The sequence below is a fragment of the Pseudomonas sp. 39004 genome (genome assembly GCF_028682155.1).
Lineage (GTDB): Bacteria > Pseudomonadota > Gammaproteobacteria > Pseudomonadales > Pseudomonadaceae > Aquipseudomonas > Aquipseudomonas capeferrum.
In genome coordinates this window covers 1-15892 of the sequence record NZ_JANIAG010000133.1, presented here as the reverse complement: position 1 = coordinate 15892, position 15892 = coordinate 1, and the positions used below count along the sequence as shown (strand labels likewise).

The following is a 15892-nucleotide window of genomic DNA, read 5'->3' as shown; positions in this document are numbered from 1 at the left end:
TCAGGCCGCCAAAGCGCACCAGCAACCCTCGCGCCAGGTCCATCACATTGCGCCCAGCAACCCCCGAACCCAGCAGCACAGCCACCAGCTCGGCATCCGACAACACCGCTACGCCACGCGACAGCAGCTTCTCCCTCGGCCGTTCTTCAGCCGGCCATTCCCTGATACTCATCCCTGCTCCTTGGTCCTGCTGCGGCACGTTTGGGCCCTGTGTTAATCTAGTTCGCCTCGTACATGCGACGTTCTGCCGCAGGCAGTTCTTGTCGCCGCCCGCTTTCACTGGAATAAGGCAAAAGCCTATGCAGCGGCTGTATCACAAGCGCATCGTTCTCGGCGTCGGTGGCGGCATTGCCGCCTACAAAAGCGCCGAGCTGATCCGCCGACTCCTGGAGCACGGCGCGCAGGTGCGCGTCGTCATGACCCGTGGCGGTGCAGAGTTCATCACCCCGCTGACCCTGCAGGCGCTGTCCGGCCACCCGGTGCACATGGACCTGCTCGACCCCGCCGCCGAAGCGGCCATGGGCCATATCGAGCTGGCCAAGTGGGCCGACCTGGTGCTCATTGCCCCTGCCACTGCCGACCTGATGGCGCGTATGGCCCAGGGCATGGCCGACGACCTGCTGACCACCCTGATACTGGCCACCGACGCCACCGTTGCCGTGGCTCCGGCCATGAACCAGGCCATGTGGCGCGACCCGGCCACCCAGGCCAACCTCGACCTGCTCAAAAGCCGCGGCATCCAGGTATTCGGCCCGGCTTCCGGCAGCCAGGCATGTGGCGACGTAGGCCTTGGCCGCATGCTGGAAGCCACCGACCTGGCCTGGTGCGCCGCCGAAAGCTTCAAGCGCCAGACGCTGACCGGCAAACACGTGCTGATCACCGCCGGCCCGACCCAGGAAAACATCGACCCGGTGCGCTACATCACCAATCATAGCTCCGGGAAGATGGGCTTTGCCCTGGCCGAAGCGGCCGCCGAGGCCGGTGCTCGGGTGACCCTCGTCACCGGCCCGGTGCACCTGCCCACGCCCGACCGGGTCAACCGGATCGACGTGGTCAGCGCGCGCGACATGCTCGCGGCCTGTGAAGCGGCCATGCCCTGCGACCTGTTCATTGCCTCGGCAGCCGTCGCGGACTACCGGCCAGAGGTCGTTGCCACGCAAAAACTCAAGAAAGATCCTACGACCGGCGACGGCATGCTGCTGCAGATGGTGCGCAATCCCGATATCCTTGCAACCATTGCTGGCCGTAGCGACCGCCCGTTCAGTGTCGGCTTCGCCGCCGAGACCGAACACCTGCTCGATTACGCCACACGCAAGCTCAAGGACAAGAACCTCGACCTGATCGTCGCCAATGATGTGGCCAACCCCAGCATCGGCTTCAACAGCGAAGAAAACGCCTTGACCGTGATCGATCGCCAGCAGCACCAGACCCTCTTTGCGCAGACCAGCAAGGGCAAGATCGCCCGGCAACTGGTCGCCTTCATCGCCGAACGGCTCAACCAGGTTCAATAAGTTACATGCACGCTCTTCAAGCCAAGATCCTCGACCCACGCCTGGGCACCGAATTCCCCCTGCCGCAGTACGCCACCCCGGGTTCCGCCGGGCTGGACCTGCGCGCCCTGCTCAAGGAGGACACCGTCCTCGAGCCGGGCCAGACCCTGCTGATCCCCACCGGCCTGTCGATCTACATCGGCGACCCAGGCCTGGCGGCCATGATCCTGCCGCGCTCGGGCCTGGGCCATAAGCACGGCATCGTGCTGGGCAACCTGGTCGGCCTGATCGACTCGGACTACCAGGGCGAGCTGATGGTGTCGTGCTGGAACCGCGGCAACACCCCATTCACCATCGCCATTGGCGAGCGCATCGCCCAATTGGTGCTGGTGCCGGTGGTGCAGGCGCATTTCGACATCGTCGAGGCCTTTGACGAAAGCCAGCGTGGCACTGGCGGTTTCGGCCACTCCGGCAGCCACTGAGCCGACAGCTGACCGTTCAGGCCAAGGATGGCGAACTCTCTGGCGAAACCACCGTCCAAGCGTTCAGTTTGCGCCTGCCCAGACAGCCTTTGACTAATGGAGCTTCCAGAGATGAACGAAATGGCCCAGCTGGTCCCCGCACTGCCGGACAGCATTTTCCGCGCTTATGACATTCGCGGCGTGGTCGGCAAGACCCTCCACGCCGAAACCGCCTACTGGATCGGCCGCGCCATCGGCGCCCAGACCCTCGCCCAGGGCGAGCCACAGATCGCTGTCGGCCGCGATGGCCGCCTGTCTGGCCCAATGCTGGTCGAGCAGTTGATCAAAGGCCTGGCCGACGCCGGTTGCCAGGTCAGCGACGTCGGCCTGGTGCCGACCCCGGCGCTGTATTACGCCGCCAACGTGCTGGCCGGAAAATCGGGTGTGATGCTGACCGGCAGCCACAACCCGTCGGACTACAACGGCTTCAAGATCGTCATCGCCGGCGACACCCTGGCCAACGAACAGATCCAGGCCCTGCTGACCCGCCTGAAAACCAACGACCTGACCCGTGCCGAAGGCAGCGTGCAGAAGGTCGAGATTCTCGAGCGCTACTACCAGCAGATCATCGCCGACGTGAAGCTTTCGAAAAAGCTCAAGGTGGTGGTGGACTGCGGCAACGGCGCGGCCGGCGTCATCGCCCCGCAACTGATCGAAGCCCTCGGCTGCGAAGTCATCCCGCTGTTCTGCGAGGTCGACGGCAACTTCCCCAACCACCACCCGGACCCGGGCAAGCCAGAAAACCTCGAAGACCTGATCGCCAAGGTCAAGCAGACCGGTGCCGACATCGGCCTGGCCTTCGACGGCGACGGCGACCGCGTGGGCGTGGTGAGCAACACCGGCACCATCGTCTACCCCGACCGCCTGCTGATGCTGTTTGCCCAGGATGTGCTGTCGCGCAACCCGGGCGCCGAGATCATCTTCGACGTCAAATGCACCCGTCGCCTGACCCCGCTGATCGAACAGTATGGCGGCCGCGCGCTGATGTGGAAGACCGGCCATTCGCTGATCAAGAAGAAGATGAAAGAGACTGGCTCGCTGCTGGCTGGCGAGATGAGCGGGCACATTTTCATCAAGGAGCGCTGGTACGGTTTCGACGACGGCATCTACAGTGCCGCACGCCTGCTGGAGATCCTCAGCAAGGCCGACCAGGACGCCGAAAGCCTGTTCGCGGCGTTCCCGAACGATATTTCCACGCCGGAAATCAATATTGATGTGACCGACGAGGGTAAATTCAGCATCATTGATGCACTGCAACGCGACGCCGACTGGGGCGCGGCCAACCTGACCACCATCGACGGTGTGCGGGTCGACTATGCCCACGGCTGGGGCCTGGTACGCGCCTCCAACACCACACCGGTGCTGGTGCTGCGATTCGAGGCCGACAGCGACGCCGAATTGCAACGTATCAAGGATGTTTTCCGCGCCCAGTTGCTGCGGGTTGCCCCTGAGCTGCAACTGCCGTTCTGACCGACTATCTGTTCCTTACAGGAGCCCTGCATGACCCTCGATCGCGATGCCGCTTCCCATGTAGCCGAAGTTTTGTCCGAAGCACTGCCTTACATCCGCCGCTTTGTCGGCAAGACACTGGTGATCAAGTACGGCGGCAACGCGATGGAGAGCGAGGAGCTCAAGACCGGCTTCGCCCGTGACATCGTGCTGATGAAGGCTGTGGGCATCAACCCGGTGGTGGTCCACGGTGGTGGCCCACAGATCGGCGACCTGCTCAAGCGCCTGTCGATCGAAAGCCACTTCATCGACGGCATGCGCGTCACCGACTCGGCGACCATGGACGTGGTGGAGATGGTGCTGGGTGGCCAGGTCAACAAGGATATCGTCAACCTGATCAACCGCCACGGCGGCAGCGCCATCGGCCTGACCGGCAAGGACGCGGAACTGATCCGCGCCAAGAAGCTGACCGTAAGCCGCCAGACGCCGGAGATGACCACCCCGGAAATCATCGACATCGGCCATGTCGGCGAAGTCGTGAGCGTGAACACCGACCTGTTGAACATGCTGGTCAAGGGCGACTTCATCCCGGTGATCGCGCCGATCGGCGTCGGTGCCAATGGTGAGTCGTACAACATCAACGCCGACCTGGTGGCGGGCAAGGTCGCCGAGGCGCTGAAAGCCGAGAAGCTGATGCTGCTGACCAACATCGCCGGCCTGATGGACAAGCAGGGCCAGGTCCTGACCGGCCTGACCACCGAGCAGGTCAACGAACTGATCGCCGACGGCACCATCTACGGTGGCATGCTGCCGAAGATCAAGTGCGCACTGGATGCGGTGCAAGGTGGCGTGAACAGCTCGCACATCATCGACGGTCGCGTGCCGAATGCGGTGCTGCTGGAGATCTTCACCGACAGCGGAGTGGGCACCCTGATATCCAATCGCAAGCCACGCTGATTCATCAGGCGGCCAGTTCAGGCAAGCACAAGAAAGGCGACCCGCAAAGGTCGCCTTTTTTGTGCCCTCAGGTGCCTAGAAGCTGTAGCGGGCAGTCAGTTTCACATTGCGCGGGTCGCCGTAGATGTCGTACGGGCTGTAGGCGCCATTGGCCACACTGCTGTAGTAGGTACGATCGAACAGGTTGTTGACGTTGACCTGCAGGTCCAGTTGCTCGCTGGCCTGGTAGCCTGCCACCAGGCCGACCACGGTGTACGAGCCCTGCTGGTTTTTCCAGGCCGTGGCGCCGGCGCCACCCGAGGTGCGGATGCGGCTCTGCTGGTAGACGTCACCGCCCACACGCCAGCGCTGCAGCTCGCCAGGCAGGGTGTAGATCGTCGACAGCTTGAACAGCTGGCGCGGTTTGGTGCGGTCGAAGTCCTCGCCCTCCCGGGCTTTGTTGGCATCGCTGACGTATTTCGTCTGGGTGTAGGTGTAGCCGGCGGCCAGCTGCCAGTTGTCGGTCAGGGCGCCCTGGATTTCAAGGTCGATGCCCTTGCTGCGGACCAGGCCGGCAGCCTCGTAGCAGGCGCTGGCGGGGCCGGTGCCGCAGCCTTTGGCGTCAGGCAGCTCCTGGGCACGGTTTTTCTGGTCGATCTGAAACACCGCCATGCTGGCGTTCAGTGCACCACCAAAGTACTCGCCCTTGATGCCCACTTCGTAGTTCTCACCCATTACGGGATCGAGCACTTTGCTGTCCAGGCCTTTGCTGGTCTGCGGCTTGAAGATATCGGTGTAGCTTGCGTAGACCGAGTGATGGGTGTCCAGGTCGTAGACCAGGCCGGCATAGCGGGTCAGGTTGCGCGTGATCTTGTAGTTGTTCTCACTGCTTTTGCTGTCGTCGAACGCGTACCAGTCGACGCGGCCGCCGAGAATCAACGACAGCGGCTCGCTCAAGCGCAACCGGGTGCTGGCATAGACGCTGTCCTGGGTGGTGGTTTCGGGAAGGCCGTTGGGGCCAGTGACGTAATCGGGCTTGGCATGCCCACGAGGGTTCCACTCGAAGGGATTGATGCCAGCGTCGATGTAGGCGCTCCAGGCCTTGCCAGAGCGGTAATCCAACTGGCGCTTGCTGACGCCCAGGGTGACGTCATGCTGTTGACCAAGCAACTGGAAGGGGCCGCTGAGCGCCAGGTCATAGCCGGTTTCCTTCTGTTCCATGGCCTCTGTCCACAGGTAATGGCGATCGTATTCCCAGACCGAAGAGGCCAGTACATCGGTGTCGGTCTTCGACTGCATGGCTGCCAGGCGCAGCGACCAGTCGTTGGCGAAGCCGTGTTCCAGGGTGGCGAAATAGCCGGTAGTGCGATCGTTCGAATACTCCCAGTCATGGCCGAGGAAGGTGTCGCGCGGCAGCCCCAGATGGCCACCGCCACGGGCCATGGGCAACCCGCCCCAAATGTAGTTGGTGTGGTTCTTCTGGCGGTAGGCGCCGAGCGTCAGGGTGGTGCTTTCGCTCAGGTCGGCGTCGACCACGCCGTAGAACAGCTCATGGTCACTCTCCACCGCGTCACGGAAGCTCTTGGCGTCCTGCCGCGAGACCACGGTACGTGCGCGCAGGGTGCCGCTTTCATTGAGCGGGCCGCCGACGTCCAGCGTGCCGGTGTAATCGTCCCAGCTACCGGCACTGCCGGTGAGCGTGGCCTGAAATTGGTGAGTCGGGCGCTTGCGCACCAGGTTGATGGCGCCACCGGGGTTGCCGGCGCCCTGGGCCAGCCCGGTGGCACCGCGCACGATCTCCACCCGGTCATACATGGCCAGGTTGGCTTCCCCGCTGGGCAGGTAGGTCAGGAAGCTGGTAGGAAAACCGTCGTACATGATGCTGTCGACGTTGAAACCGCGGGCGCTGAACGAGGGCCGCCCTGCACCGCCGGAGTTACTGAGAAAAATGCCCGGCGCACTTTTGACCACATCGCTGATGCTGTTCATGGCCTTGTCGTCCATACGCTTGCGCGTGACCACACTGACCGACTGCGGCGTTTCGCGCAGGCTCAAGGGCAGTTTGGTGGCCGTCTGCATGGCCCCGGTGGTATAGGAGCCGCTGTGCTCGGTAGTCGCCGCCAGGCCTTGGCCGGTAATGCTGGTCGCGCCCAACTCCAGGCCCGTGCCAGCCTTTGCCTGCGGCATCAGCAGGTACAGGCCATTACCCTGTGGCGAGGCTTGCAGACCTGTGCCCTGCAGCAATTGCTGCAGGCCGCCCTGTACGCTGGTGGCGGCATTCAGGCCAGGGCTGCGCAAACCTTCCACCAGGCCCGGCTCGATAGGCAGGGTAATGCCTGCCTGGCTGGCGAAGTCAGAGAGGGCACTGCTGAGGTTACCGGCCGGCACCTGATAGGCACGGTTCTGCCGCGCGCCTTGCTCGGCGGCCTGCAGCGATGCCGCAGCCAGGCCGCCGCCCGCGATGATCAGACCCAGTGCGGCAGCGTGTACTGCCCGCGCCAGTGGTTGAATGCCCTGCGTCGTCGCCATGTGTTCGCCCCTGCCCTGTAAAAGTGATGTGTTTATGGGAGGGACACGCAGCTTGAGAAAAACACGACACGCATTCTGTTCACGCGTTAGCACGCGCGGTGAGGGTGACCCAATAGGGCGTGCGGTAGAGCACGTTCACCGGCAGGGTCTGGCTCAGGGCGCGAAGAACCTGATCGGTGTCGTGCAACTGGAAGGCGCCGGAAATCAGCAGCCCGGCCACTGCCGGGTCGCAGCGCAGCAGGCCAGGTCGATAGCGGCCGAGCTCGTTGATGAAGTCATCGAGGCGCATCTTTTCTGCGCGCAGCACGTGGTTCAACCAATCGAGACAATCTTGCGCCAGCGCCATGGGCGGCTGCGCAGCCCGGCTGTTGACGTGCGTCTGCAAGCCGGCCCCCAGGAGCATCAGGCCCTCATCACCCGGTGACCGCCGCGGGCGTACCCGGGCAGCGCCCTCCAGGGCGGCAAGGTATGTGCTGTGCGGGTACTGACGCAGCACAAAGCGGCTGCCGAGCAGGGCAATTTCCGCTTCGGCGGTATCGACGATGAACGGCCGCCCGGCATGCTCATGGGGTACTTCGACGAGCATCTCGCCGGCGATGAGGCGCACGCGTCGAACATGCTCGTCATAGGCAATATCCACGGCGCTGCCGGTGTTCAGGCGAATCTGCCCGCCATCGGGCAACTGCAGGGAGCGCTGCTCCCCGGTGGCCGTGCGCTCGTCCGCCTGCCACTCGCGCCACGGCAGCCCGCGGTATGCTGCGAGGCCTACGGGGGCGGCGGCGATGAGCAACGCCAGGGTCTTGAGAACCTGCCGCCGCTCCAGGCTGCGCGGGCGCTCCAGCGCCGCCCGCCCGGCACTGCCGGCAAGCTGCTGGGCTCGACCGCCAAACCTTTCGGCCAGTTGCCAGGCCCGTTCGTGATCCACGTGCCGCGCCCGCCACTCGGCGCCGGCGGCATGCTCGGCGGCGCCGGCGCTGCTGTTCTGCAAGCGTACAAACCATTGGGCCGCTTCGCGGGCGATGCGACGGTCGATGGGCGTATCACTCATGCTGCGCGCCCTGGCTGGCGAGCACGATGCACTCTTCAAAGGCCCGAGCAAGGTGGCGCTGCACCGAGCGCACGCTGAGATTGAGGCGGTTGGCGATCTCTTCCTGGGTATAACCCTCCAGCTGCGCCATCAGGAACGCCTGGCGGGCTTTGGCGGGCAACAGAGCAAGAACCTGGTCGATTTCGTCGAGGGCTTCGAGCACCAGCGCTTGTTGTTCCAGCGACGGAGCGAGGTCTTCGGGTGTTTGCGCCAGCGCGGCCAGGTAGGCCTGCTCCAGCGAGCGGCGACGGTAGAAGTTGAGGGCCAGGCGATTGGCGATGGTGGCCAGATAGGCGCGCGGTGTCGTGCAGTTCAGCGGCTCGCCCGGCGCTCTGCAGAGCAGCCGCACGAACGTGTCCTGGGCCAGATCCGCCGCATCGGCGGCGCTGCCCAAGCGCTTGCGCAGCCAGCCCTGCAGCCAGCCGTGGTGGTGGCTGTAGAGCTGGTCGATGGCCTGATGCCGAGGGTGGTTTGCCGAAGAAGTGTGCTGCACGAGAGGCTACAGATGTGAATGAGAATTCGTCTCATCATATCAGCATAAACTTGGCCCCGTACACGTGCAGGGTCAGCCTTCGGTATAGCAACGTCATGCGGCCTTACGGCCGCCTGAACACGGCGCTTTGTCAGATGCCGTACTGCGCCCGATAGGCCTCGACTGCCGGCAGGTGCTGCTTGAGCTGCGGGTCGTCCGCCAGGAACTCCAGCACCTGGGTCAGCGAAACGATGCTGACCACCGGGATACCAAAGTCACGCTCCACTTCCTGGATCGCCGAAAGCTCGCCATTGCCGCGCTCTTCGCGGTTCAGGGCGATCAGCACGCCAGCGGCCTTGGCCTGCTGGGCATTGATGATCTGCATGACCTCGCGGATGGCGGTGCCGGCGGTGATCACGTCGTCGATGATCAGTACCTCACCGGCCAAGGGCGCGCCTACCAGGCTGCCGCCTTCGCCGTGATCTTTGGCTTCTTTACGGTTGAAGCACCACGGCACATCGAGCTGATGCTGGTCGGCAAGGGCCACGGCGGTAGTCGCCGCCAGGGGGATACCCTTGTAGGCCGGGCCGAACAGCACATCGAAGGGGATATTGCTGTCGACGATGGCTGCGGCGTAGCAACGCCCCAACTGCGCCAGTGCAGAACCTGTGTTGAACAGGCCGGCATTGAAGAAGTACGGGCTGGTACGCCCCGATTTCAGGGTGAATTCACCGAAGCGCAGAACGCCGCGGTCGATGGCAAAACGAATGAAGTCGCGCTGATACGGCTGCATGGAAAGTCCCGGACACCACGGATTTAGCTAAATGAGTTGAGCTCGGGTATCATACACGCACGAGATTTTTGGGGCCATTTATGCGGATCATCAGTGTGAACGTAAATGGCATTCAGGCTGCGGCCGAGCGTGGATTGCTCAGCTGGCTACAAGCCCAGAATGCCGACGTCATCTGCCTTCAGGATACCCGCGCCTCGGCCTTTGAACTCGACGACCCAGCTTTCCAGCTCGATGGCTATTTCCTTTATGCCTGCGACGCGGAGGTGCCCGCCCAAGGTGGCGTGGCCCTTTACTCGCGCATGCAGCCCAAGGCAGTCATCACCGGCCTGGGCTTCGAGACAGCCGACCGTTACGGGCGTTACCTGCAAGCAGATTTCGACAAAGTCAGTATTGCCAGCCTGCTGCTGCCTTCGGGCATGAACGGCGACGAAGACTTGAACCAGAAGTTCAAGTTGATGGACGACTTCGCCAAGTACCTGGACAAACAGCGGCGCAAGCGGCGCGAGTACATCTATTGCGGCTCGTTCTACGTGGCGCAGCAGAAGCTCGACATCAAGAACTGGCGCGACAGCCAGCAATCGCCTGGCTTCCTGGCGCCGGAGCGTGCCTGGATGGACGCGATCACCGGCGAGATGGGCTACGTGGATGCCCTGCGTGAAGTCAGCCGTGAGGGCGACCAGTACAGCTGGTGGCCGGACAACGAACAGGCCGAGATGCTCAACCTGGGCTACCGGTTCGACTACCAGATCCTCACCCCGGGCCTGCGCCGCTTCGTGCGTAACGCCCGCCTGCCGCGTCAGCCGCGCTTCTCGCAGCATGCGCCGCTGATCGTGGACTATGACTGGACGTTGACCATCTGAGTTGTATTCAGATACGAAAAAGCCGACATCGATGTCGGCTTTTTCGTATCTACAGAAACAGTCAGTCGGCCAGGGCAGCCTGCTGAAGTTCGAAGATCTCGTTCATGCCCTTCTGCGCCACGGCGAGCATGGCATTCAAGTCTTCAGGCTGGAACGGCGCGCCTTCTGCGGTGCCCTGCACTTCGATGAAGCCACCGGCGCTGGTCATGACCACGTTCAGGTCGGTCTCGGCGGCGGAGTCTTCGAGGTAATCCAGGTCGAGCACTGCCGCGCCCTGGTACATGCCTACGGAAACCGCAGCGATCATGTGCTTGAGCGGGTTGCCGGCCTTGAGGCCGCCACGCTTCTTGATCACCGCCAGGGCGTCGCACAGGGCGACCATGGCACCGGTGATCGACGCGGTGCGGGTGCCACCGTCGGCCTGGATCACGTCGCAGTCGATGTACAGGGTGATGTCACCCAGCTTGCTCATGTCCAGTGCGGCGCGCAGCGAGCGGCCGATCAGGCGCTGGATTTCCAGGGTGCGGCCACCCTGCTTGCCACGGCTGGCTTCGCGCTGGTTACGCTCGCCGGTGGAACGCGGCAGCATGCCGTATTCGGCTGTCAGCCAGCCTTGGCCCTGGCCTTTGAGGAAGCGGGGAACACCATTCTCCACGCTGACCGTGCAGATGACCTTGGTGTCACCGAACTCGACCAGTACCGACCCTTCGGCGTGCTTGGTGTAGTTGCGGGTGATGCGGATCGAGCGGAGCTGATCGGCGGCGCGACCACTTGGACGTTTCATCTGGGATACCTGTACTGGGACTTGAATCTGCCGAGCATTATAGAGCTCACGGCCCCGGGAGGACATGCCTATTGTCGCAGCCCTGACGGCTTGTCGCCTTTTCCCATTGTTCATTTCCAGCTCTGTAACATGGCTGGATTGGGCGCCGAGCCCCCACTGCGCTACAATCCTGCGCCTTGCAGCCGAGAGGCTCCCCCCGTTCATTCATCTACGCGAGGTACTCCCCATGGTGCACAGCATGACCGCTTTTGCTCGTGTCGAGCGCGCCGGCAGCCAAGGCACCCTGGTCTGGGAGCTGCGCTCGGTCAACCACCGCTACCTGGAACCGCACCTGCGCCTGGCCGAGGCCCTGCGCGACCTCGAAGGGGCAGTCCGTGAGGGCCTGCGCCAAGGGCTGTCGCGCGGCAAGGTGGAATGCACCTTGCGCCTCAACGAAGACAGCACCGGCAAGCCGCTCAAGGTTGACCGCGAGCGCGCGGCGCAACTGGTCGCCGCTGCCGAAGAGGTCGCAGGCCTGATCAAGCAACCGGCACCGCTGAACCCGCTGGAAGTGCTGTCGTGGCCGGGCGTGCTGGTCGCCGACGCCAGCGACCCCCAGGCCCTTAACGCCGAAGCCATGGCGCTGTTCGACGAAGCGCTGGCCGAGCTCAAGGCCGGGCGCCTGCGTGAGGGCCAGGAGCTGGCCAGGCTGATCAACGAGCGCCTGGACAACATGGCCAGCGAGGTCACCACCCTGCGCGCCCTGGTGCCGCAGATGCTGGCCGCCCAGCGGCAGAAGATCCTCGACCGCTTCGGCGACATGCAGGCCGAACTCGACCCGCAGCGCCTGGAGCAAGAGATGGTGCTGCTGGCGCAGAAGAGCGACGTCGCCGAAGAGCTCGACCGCCTTAGCACCCACGTCACCGAAGTGCGTCGCGTGCTCAAGTCGGGCGGTGCGGCTGGCCGGCGCCTGGACTTCCTGATGCAGGAACTCAACCGCGAGGCCAATACCCTCGGTTCCAAGGCTTTCGACCCGCGCAGCACGCAAGCGGCGGTCAACCTCAAGGTATTGATCGAACAGATGCGTGAACAAGTACAGAACATCGAGTAAGGCCACCCCGACCATGAATCACAGCAGCGGCACCCTCTACATCGTTTCGGCACCCTCGGGTGCCGGCAAGACCAGCCTGGTCACCGCCCTGACCCAGGACGACCAGCAAATCCGCGTCTCGGTCTCGCACACCACCCGCGCCATGCGCCCGGGCGAGCAGCACGGGGTGAACTACCACTTCGTCGTGCACGAAACATTCAAGGCGCTGATCGAGCAAGGTGACTTCCTCGAGCATGCCGAGGTGTTCGGCAACTTCTACGGCACCTCGCGCAGCGCGCTGCAGCACACCCTCGACCAGGGTTACGACCTGATTCTGGAGATCGACTGGCAGGGTGCTCAGCAGGTGCGCAAACTGATGCCCGAGGCACTGTCGGTGTTCATCCTGCCGCCGAGCCAGGAAGCCCTGCGTCAGCGGCTGGATGGCCGTGGCCAGGACAGCGAAGAGATCATCGCCGGGCGCATGAAGGAAGCGGTCAGCGAGATGGAGCATTACGACGAGTACGATTACCTGATCATCAATGATGACTTCGGCGTCGCGCTGGAGGAGTTGAAGGCGGTGTTCGTTGCCAACCGGTTACTGCTGAAGAAGCAGCAACAGCGCAACGGCGCATTGCTGAAGCAGTTGGTCGGCTGAAAACAAATGGGGCCGCTTAGCGGCCCCATTTGCTTATTCCTGCAGTGGCAGGGTGGCCTGCTGACGCAAGGTGGCCCCCAGGAAGTACGCCGGCGCCCGCAGGCGCGACAGCATCATCAGCCCGATGCCGAGCACCGAAATGATCGCGGCAATCACGAACACCAACCCCAGCCCGCCCACATGCGAGCCGCTGCCGAAGTCTGGCGAGGCGCTGTCGATGGCGGTACGCGCGAAGATTACCGATAAGATCACCCCGCCTACCAGCGGGCACAGGCCGCGCATGATGAAATGGCGCAGGCTGTCGAACAGGCTGCCGCGGAAATACCAGACGCAGGCAAACGCGGTCAGCGAATAGTAGAAGCAGATCATCATGCCCAGGGCAGTGATGGTATCCGCCAGCACGTTCTCGCTCAGGGTACGCATGGTCACGTAGAACAGGCCAGCGGCAAGGCCTGCGCAGATGGTGGCGTAGCGCGGGGTTTGCGAACGCGGGCAGACACTGGCGAACTTCTGCGGTACCGCACCGTAGTAACCCATGGCCAACAGGGTGCGCGCCGGCGCCACGAAGGTCGACTGCAGCGACGCTGCGGTGCTGGCCAGCACGGCGATCGACATCAGAATCGCCAGCGGCCCCATGACCGGGCCGGCCAGGTGGGCAAAGACGTTCTCCTGGATGCGCGGGTTGTTCAGGCCCAGGCCCGTTTCGCTGATACCGGCAAACTGCAGTGTGGCGATGGCGGTGAACAGGTACAGGCCGAGGATCAACATCACCGTCCAGGTGGCGGCCTTGCCCGGCACCTCTTCGCTGCCCACCGACTCTTCGCTGACGGTCAGGCACGTGTCCCAGCCCCAGAAGATGAAGATCGACAACGACAGCCCCGCAGCAAAGGCCGAGAACGACTCGACGCCGAACGGGTTGAACCAGGCGAAATCGAACGCCAGCGGTGGCGGCGCGGTGGTGCCACCGAAGGCAGCGAAGGCAAAGCCGATCAGCACCAGCAACTGCAGGGCCACCAGGCCATACTGCACCGTCATGGTGGTGGCTATGCCGCGACAACAGATCCACACCGCCAGGGCAATGAACACGCAGCAAGTGGCGATATTGATCAGCAGGTTGTCTGCCAAGGCAGCCAGTCCATGGTTGCCCGTGATCTGACCGAGGAACAGATAGAAGAAATCGACCGCCACGCCCGCCAGGTTCGACAGCACGATGGTCGTGGCGACCACCAGCCCCCAGCCACCGATCCAGCCGATCATCGGGCCGAAGGCACGCGCCGACCAGGTGAACGAAGTGCCGCTGTCCGGCTCTGCCGAGTTCAACTCGCGATAGCCGAGGGCGACCAGCAGCATCGGCAGGAAGCCGACGATGAATACCGCTGGCAGGTGGGCGCCCACCTCTCGCACGGTAGGGCCAAGCGCGCCGGTCAGGGTATAGACCGGGGCGATGGTGGAAATGCCCAGCACCACGCTGGCCAGCAAGCCCAGGCGACCTTTGGCCAAGCCCTTGCTGCGCTGGGTGTTGCCCGCGTCGGCCGCCACATCGGGTGGGCGGCCGGCTTCTGTGTAATCGCTCATGAGTATTTGCCGTAAATTTTGGAATTGTTTTCACAGGCCTTGCGCACAAGGCCCGCTTTCACTCATTGAAAGCTTGCAGCGGGGGTGAGTCATCCGAGACTTTCGGGTGACGTCAGCATGCCTTGTGGCGCACACCCTCCCGTGCAGCATGGGCAATACAGGCCTCGCGAAACGCCTGGAAAAGGCGCCGGGAGACCGGGTTTTCGGCGAAACGCCATTCAGGGTGCCACTGCACACCAAGCACGAAGCCCGGCGCATCCGGCATCGACACCGCTTCGATCAGGCCATCCGGGGCCCGTGCCTCGACGCGCAGCCCGGGGGCCAGGCGATCGATGCCCTGGCTGTGCAACGAGTTGACCTCGAATTGCGCAGCCAGGCCCAGGCGCTCGAACAACCCGCCAGGCTCGATGCCGACAGGGTGACGAGGGCCGTATTGCACCTCCAGGGGTGCGTCCTCAGGTTCGCGGTGGTCGAGGTAGCCAGGCAGCGCTTGCACACGCTGGTGCAGGGTGCCGCCAAGGGCCACGTTCAATTCCTGGAAACCACGGCAGATGCAAAACACCGGCACACCGGCGGCAATCGCTGCCTGCAGCAGCGGCAAGGTCAGGCGATCGCGCGCGCGATCATGCCGGGTACCCTCCGCGCTGGGGGCGCCATTGTAATGATGCGGTTCGATATTTGAAGGCGAGCCGGTAAAAAGAATGCCGTCGAGCCGAGCCAGCAACCCAGGGGTATCACTGCCCCCGTCGCGAGCCGGCAGAATCAGCGGCAGCCCGGCAAAGCCGGCCGCCTCGACATACTTGTCGCCCACCGTGTGCGACGAGTTCTTCCCCACCTGCTGGCGGCAGGCGCTGATACCGATCAAAGGGACCGCATTTGCGCTCATGGGCTTACACCGTGTGCAGGTACCAGTTGTACTCGAGGTCGGAGATCGACACTTCAAACTCTGCCAGCTCGCTTTCCTTGCAGGCGACGAAGATATCGATGTAGTCCGGGCTGATGTATTGGTTGAGCACTTCGCTGTCATCCAGCGCACGCAGGGCATCGCGCAGGTTGTTCGGCAGCGTCTGCTCCAGCTGCTCGTACGAATTGCCCTCGATCGGCTCGCCCGGCTCGACCTTGTTGGTCAGGCCGTGGTGAATGCCGGCGAGAATGGCCGCGAGCATCAGGTACGGGTTGGCGTCGGCGCCGGCCACGCGGTGCTCGATGCGCACGTTTTCGCTGCTGTCGGTCGGCACACGAACCGCAACCGTGCGGTTGTCCAGGCCCCAGCTTGGCGCATTGGGGACGTAGAACTGCGCGCCGAAGCGGCGGTAGGAGTTGACGTTCGGGCAGAGGAAGGCCATCGACGCCGGCATGGTCTCCAGCACGCCACCGATGGCGTGGCGCAGCTCGTCGCTTTGCAGCGGGTCGCTGTTGGCGAAGATGTTCTTGCCGGTTTTCTTGTCCAGCAGCGAGATATGCACGTGCAGGCCGTTGCCCGCCTGCCCTGGGTAGGGCTTGGCCATGAAGGTGGTGTCCATTTCATGGTCGTAGGCAACGTTCTTGATCAGGCGCTTGAGCAGGATCGCGTAGTCGCAGGCCTTCAGCGGGTCGGCAACGTGGTGCAGGTTGACCTCGAACTGCGCCGGGGCGCTTTCCTTGACGATGGCGTCGGCAGGCAGGTCCTGCT

The 15892-nt window shown here is 63.6% G+C and carries 15 protein-coding genes and 1 pseudogene; 7 read left to right on the top strand and 9 right to left on the bottom strand.

The features are described from left to right. Positions 1-172: UPF0758 domain-containing protein (locus NP534_RS26725; RefSeq protein WP_337994325.1), on the bottom strand; the 172-nt coding region annotated here is incomplete at its 3' end. A gap of 127 nt (positions 173-299) precedes the next feature. Here NP534_RS26725 and coaBC point away from each other — a divergent pair. The 4 genes and pseudogenes from coaBC (at position 300) to argB (ending at position 4417) form a co-directional block, all read left to right on the top strand. Continuing rightward, the gene (gene coaBC, locus NP534_RS20045; protein WP_274099846.1) at positions 300-1511 is read left to right on the top strand and encodes a bifunctional phosphopantothenoylcysteine decarboxylase/phosphopantothenate--cysteine ligase CoaBC; all 1212 of its coding nucleotides are present in this window, start codon (positions 300-302) and stop codon (positions 1509-1511) included. Positions 1512-1516: 5 nt separating this feature from the next. Continuing rightward, positions 1517-1972, top strand: coding sequence for a dUTP diphosphatase (dut, locus tag NP534_RS20040; RefSeq protein WP_027592160.1), 456 nt, complete (start codon positions 1517-1519; stop codon positions 1970-1972). A gap of 135 nt (positions 1973-2107) precedes the next feature. Further along, positions 2108-3481 (top strand): annotated as a pseudogene (locus NP534_RS20035) (phosphomannomutase/phosphoglucomutase); the annotation flags it as partial. Between the two features lie 30 nt (positions 3482-3511). After that, the gene (gene argB / locus NP534_RS20030; protein WP_274099845.1) at positions 3512-4417 is read left to right on the top strand and encodes an acetylglutamate kinase; all 906 of its coding nucleotides are present in this window, start codon (positions 3512-3514) and stop codon (positions 4415-4417) included. A gap of 75 nt (positions 4418-4492) precedes the next feature. On the opposite strand, the gene NP534_RS20025 is transcribed toward argB, so the two are convergent. The 4 genes from NP534_RS20025 to pyrE form a co-directional block, all read right to left on the bottom strand. Beyond that, positions 4493-6925 (bottom strand): TonB-dependent siderophore receptor, encoded by a 2433-nt coding sequence (locus tag NP534_RS20025; RefSeq protein ID WP_274099844.1) that lies wholly within the window; start codon positions 6923-6925, stop codon positions 4493-4495. Between the two features lie 79 nt (positions 6926-7004). After that, positions 7005-7973 (bottom strand): FecR domain-containing protein, encoded by a 969-nt coding sequence (locus tag NP534_RS20020; protein WP_274099843.1) that lies wholly within the window; start codon positions 7971-7973, stop codon positions 7005-7007. Then, positions 7966-8505 carry a sigma-70 family RNA polymerase sigma factor gene (locus NP534_RS20015; RefSeq protein WP_052040640.1) on the bottom strand — a complete coding sequence of 180 codons (540 nt, stop codon included), beginning with the start codon at positions 8503-8505 and terminating at the stop codon, positions 7966-7968. The genes NP534_RS20020 and NP534_RS20015 overlap by 8 nt, the downstream gene beginning before the upstream one ends. 130 nt (positions 8506-8635) lie before the next feature. Beyond that, the gene (gene pyrE / locus NP534_RS20010) at positions 8636-9277 is read right to left on the bottom strand and encodes an orotate phosphoribosyltransferase (RefSeq protein ID WP_274099842.1); all 642 of its coding nucleotides are present in this window, start codon (positions 9275-9277) and stop codon (positions 8636-8638) included. An 80-nt stretch (positions 9278-9357) separates the two neighbouring features. On the opposite strand from pyrE, the gene NP534_RS20005 reads away from it, so the two are divergent. Then, a complete protein-coding gene (locus NP534_RS20005) occupies positions 9358-10137 on the top strand; it encodes an exodeoxyribonuclease III (protein ID WP_003253401.1) in 780 nt (259 codons plus the stop codon). Positions 10138-10198: 61 nt separating this feature from the next. On the opposite strand, the gene rph is transcribed toward NP534_RS20005, so the two are convergent. Then, positions 10199-10921, bottom strand: coding sequence for a ribonuclease PH (gene rph, locus NP534_RS20000; protein WP_033702311.1), 723 nt, complete (start codon positions 10919-10921; stop codon positions 10199-10201). A gap of 226 nt (positions 10922-11147) precedes the next feature. Between rph and NP534_RS19995 the strand changes: the two genes are divergently transcribed. Next, a complete protein-coding gene (locus NP534_RS19995) occupies positions 11148-12011 on the top strand; it encodes a YicC/YloC family endoribonuclease (protein WP_033702312.1) in 864 nt (287 codons plus the stop codon). 13 nt (positions 12012-12024) lie between these two features. Next, complete coding sequence (gmk, locus tag NP534_RS19990) at positions 12025-12645, top strand: guanylate kinase (RefSeq protein WP_274099841.1); 621 nt, start codon at positions 12025-12027, stop codon at positions 12643-12645. 33 nt (positions 12646-12678) lie between these two features. Here gmk and NP534_RS19985 read toward each other — a convergent pair whose 3' ends face one another. The 3 genes from NP534_RS19985 to NP534_RS19975 all read right to left on the bottom strand — a co-directional run. After that, complete coding sequence (locus tag NP534_RS19985) at positions 12679-14220, bottom strand: APC family permease (RefSeq protein WP_274099840.1); 1542 nt, start codon at positions 14218-14220, stop codon at positions 12679-12681. Between the two features lie 112 nt (positions 14221-14332). Further along, positions 14333-15106, bottom strand: coding sequence for a gamma-glutamyl-gamma-aminobutyrate hydrolase family protein (locus NP534_RS19980; RefSeq protein WP_274099839.1), 774 nt, complete (start codon positions 15104-15106; stop codon positions 14333-14335). Between the two features lie 4 nt (positions 15107-15110). Continuing rightward, positions 15111-15892, bottom strand: a 782-nt coding sequence (locus NP534_RS19975) for a glutamine synthetase family protein (RefSeq protein ID WP_443201088.1), incomplete at its 5' end; no start/stop codon positions are given.

Excerpts from the sequence above, each read along its gene's own strand:
- NP534_RS20005 (WP_003253401.1), top strand. The coding sequence starts at position 9,358 with ATGCGGATCATCAGTGTGAACGTAAATGGCATTCAGGCTGCGGCCGAG.
- dut (WP_027592160.1), top strand. The coding sequence starts at position 1,517 with ATGCACGCTCTTCAAGCCAAGATCCTCGACCCACGCCTGGGCACCGAA.
- NP534_RS19980 (WP_274099839.1), bottom strand. The coding sequence starts at position 15,106 with ATGAGCGCAAATGCGGTCCCTTTGATCGGTATCAGCGCCTGCCGCCAG.
- coaBC (WP_274099846.1), top strand. The coding sequence starts at position 300 with ATGCAGCGGCTGTATCACAAGCGCATCGTTCTCGGCGTCGGTGGCGGC.
- NP534_RS20025 (WP_274099844.1), bottom strand. The coding sequence starts at position 6,925 with ATGGCGACGACGCAGGGCATTCAACCACTGGCGCGGGCAGTACACGCT.
- gmk (WP_274099841.1), top strand. The coding sequence starts at position 12,025 with ATGAATCACAGCAGCGGCACCCTCTACATCGTTTCGGCACCCTCGGGT.
- argB (WP_274099845.1), top strand. The coding sequence starts at position 3,512 with ATGACCCTCGATCGCGATGCCGCTTCCCATGTAGCCGAAGTTTTGTCC.
- NP534_RS20020 (WP_274099843.1), bottom strand. The coding sequence starts at position 7,973 with ATGAGTGATACGCCCATCGACCGTCGCATCGCCCGCGAAGCGGCCCAA.
- rph (WP_033702311.1), bottom strand. The coding sequence starts at position 10,921 with ATGAAACGTCCAAGTGGTCGCGCCGCCGATCAGCTCCGCTCGATCCGC.
- pyrE (WP_274099842.1), bottom strand. The coding sequence starts at position 9,277 with ATGCAGCCGTATCAGCGCGACTTCATTCGTTTTGCCATCGACCGCGGC.
- NP534_RS19995 (WP_033702312.1), top strand. The coding sequence starts at position 11,148 with ATGGTGCACAGCATGACCGCTTTTGCTCGTGTCGAGCGCGCCGGCAGC.
- NP534_RS19985 (WP_274099840.1), bottom strand. The coding sequence starts at position 14,220 with ATGAGCGATTACACAGAAGCCGGCCGCCCACCCGATGTGGCGGCCGAC.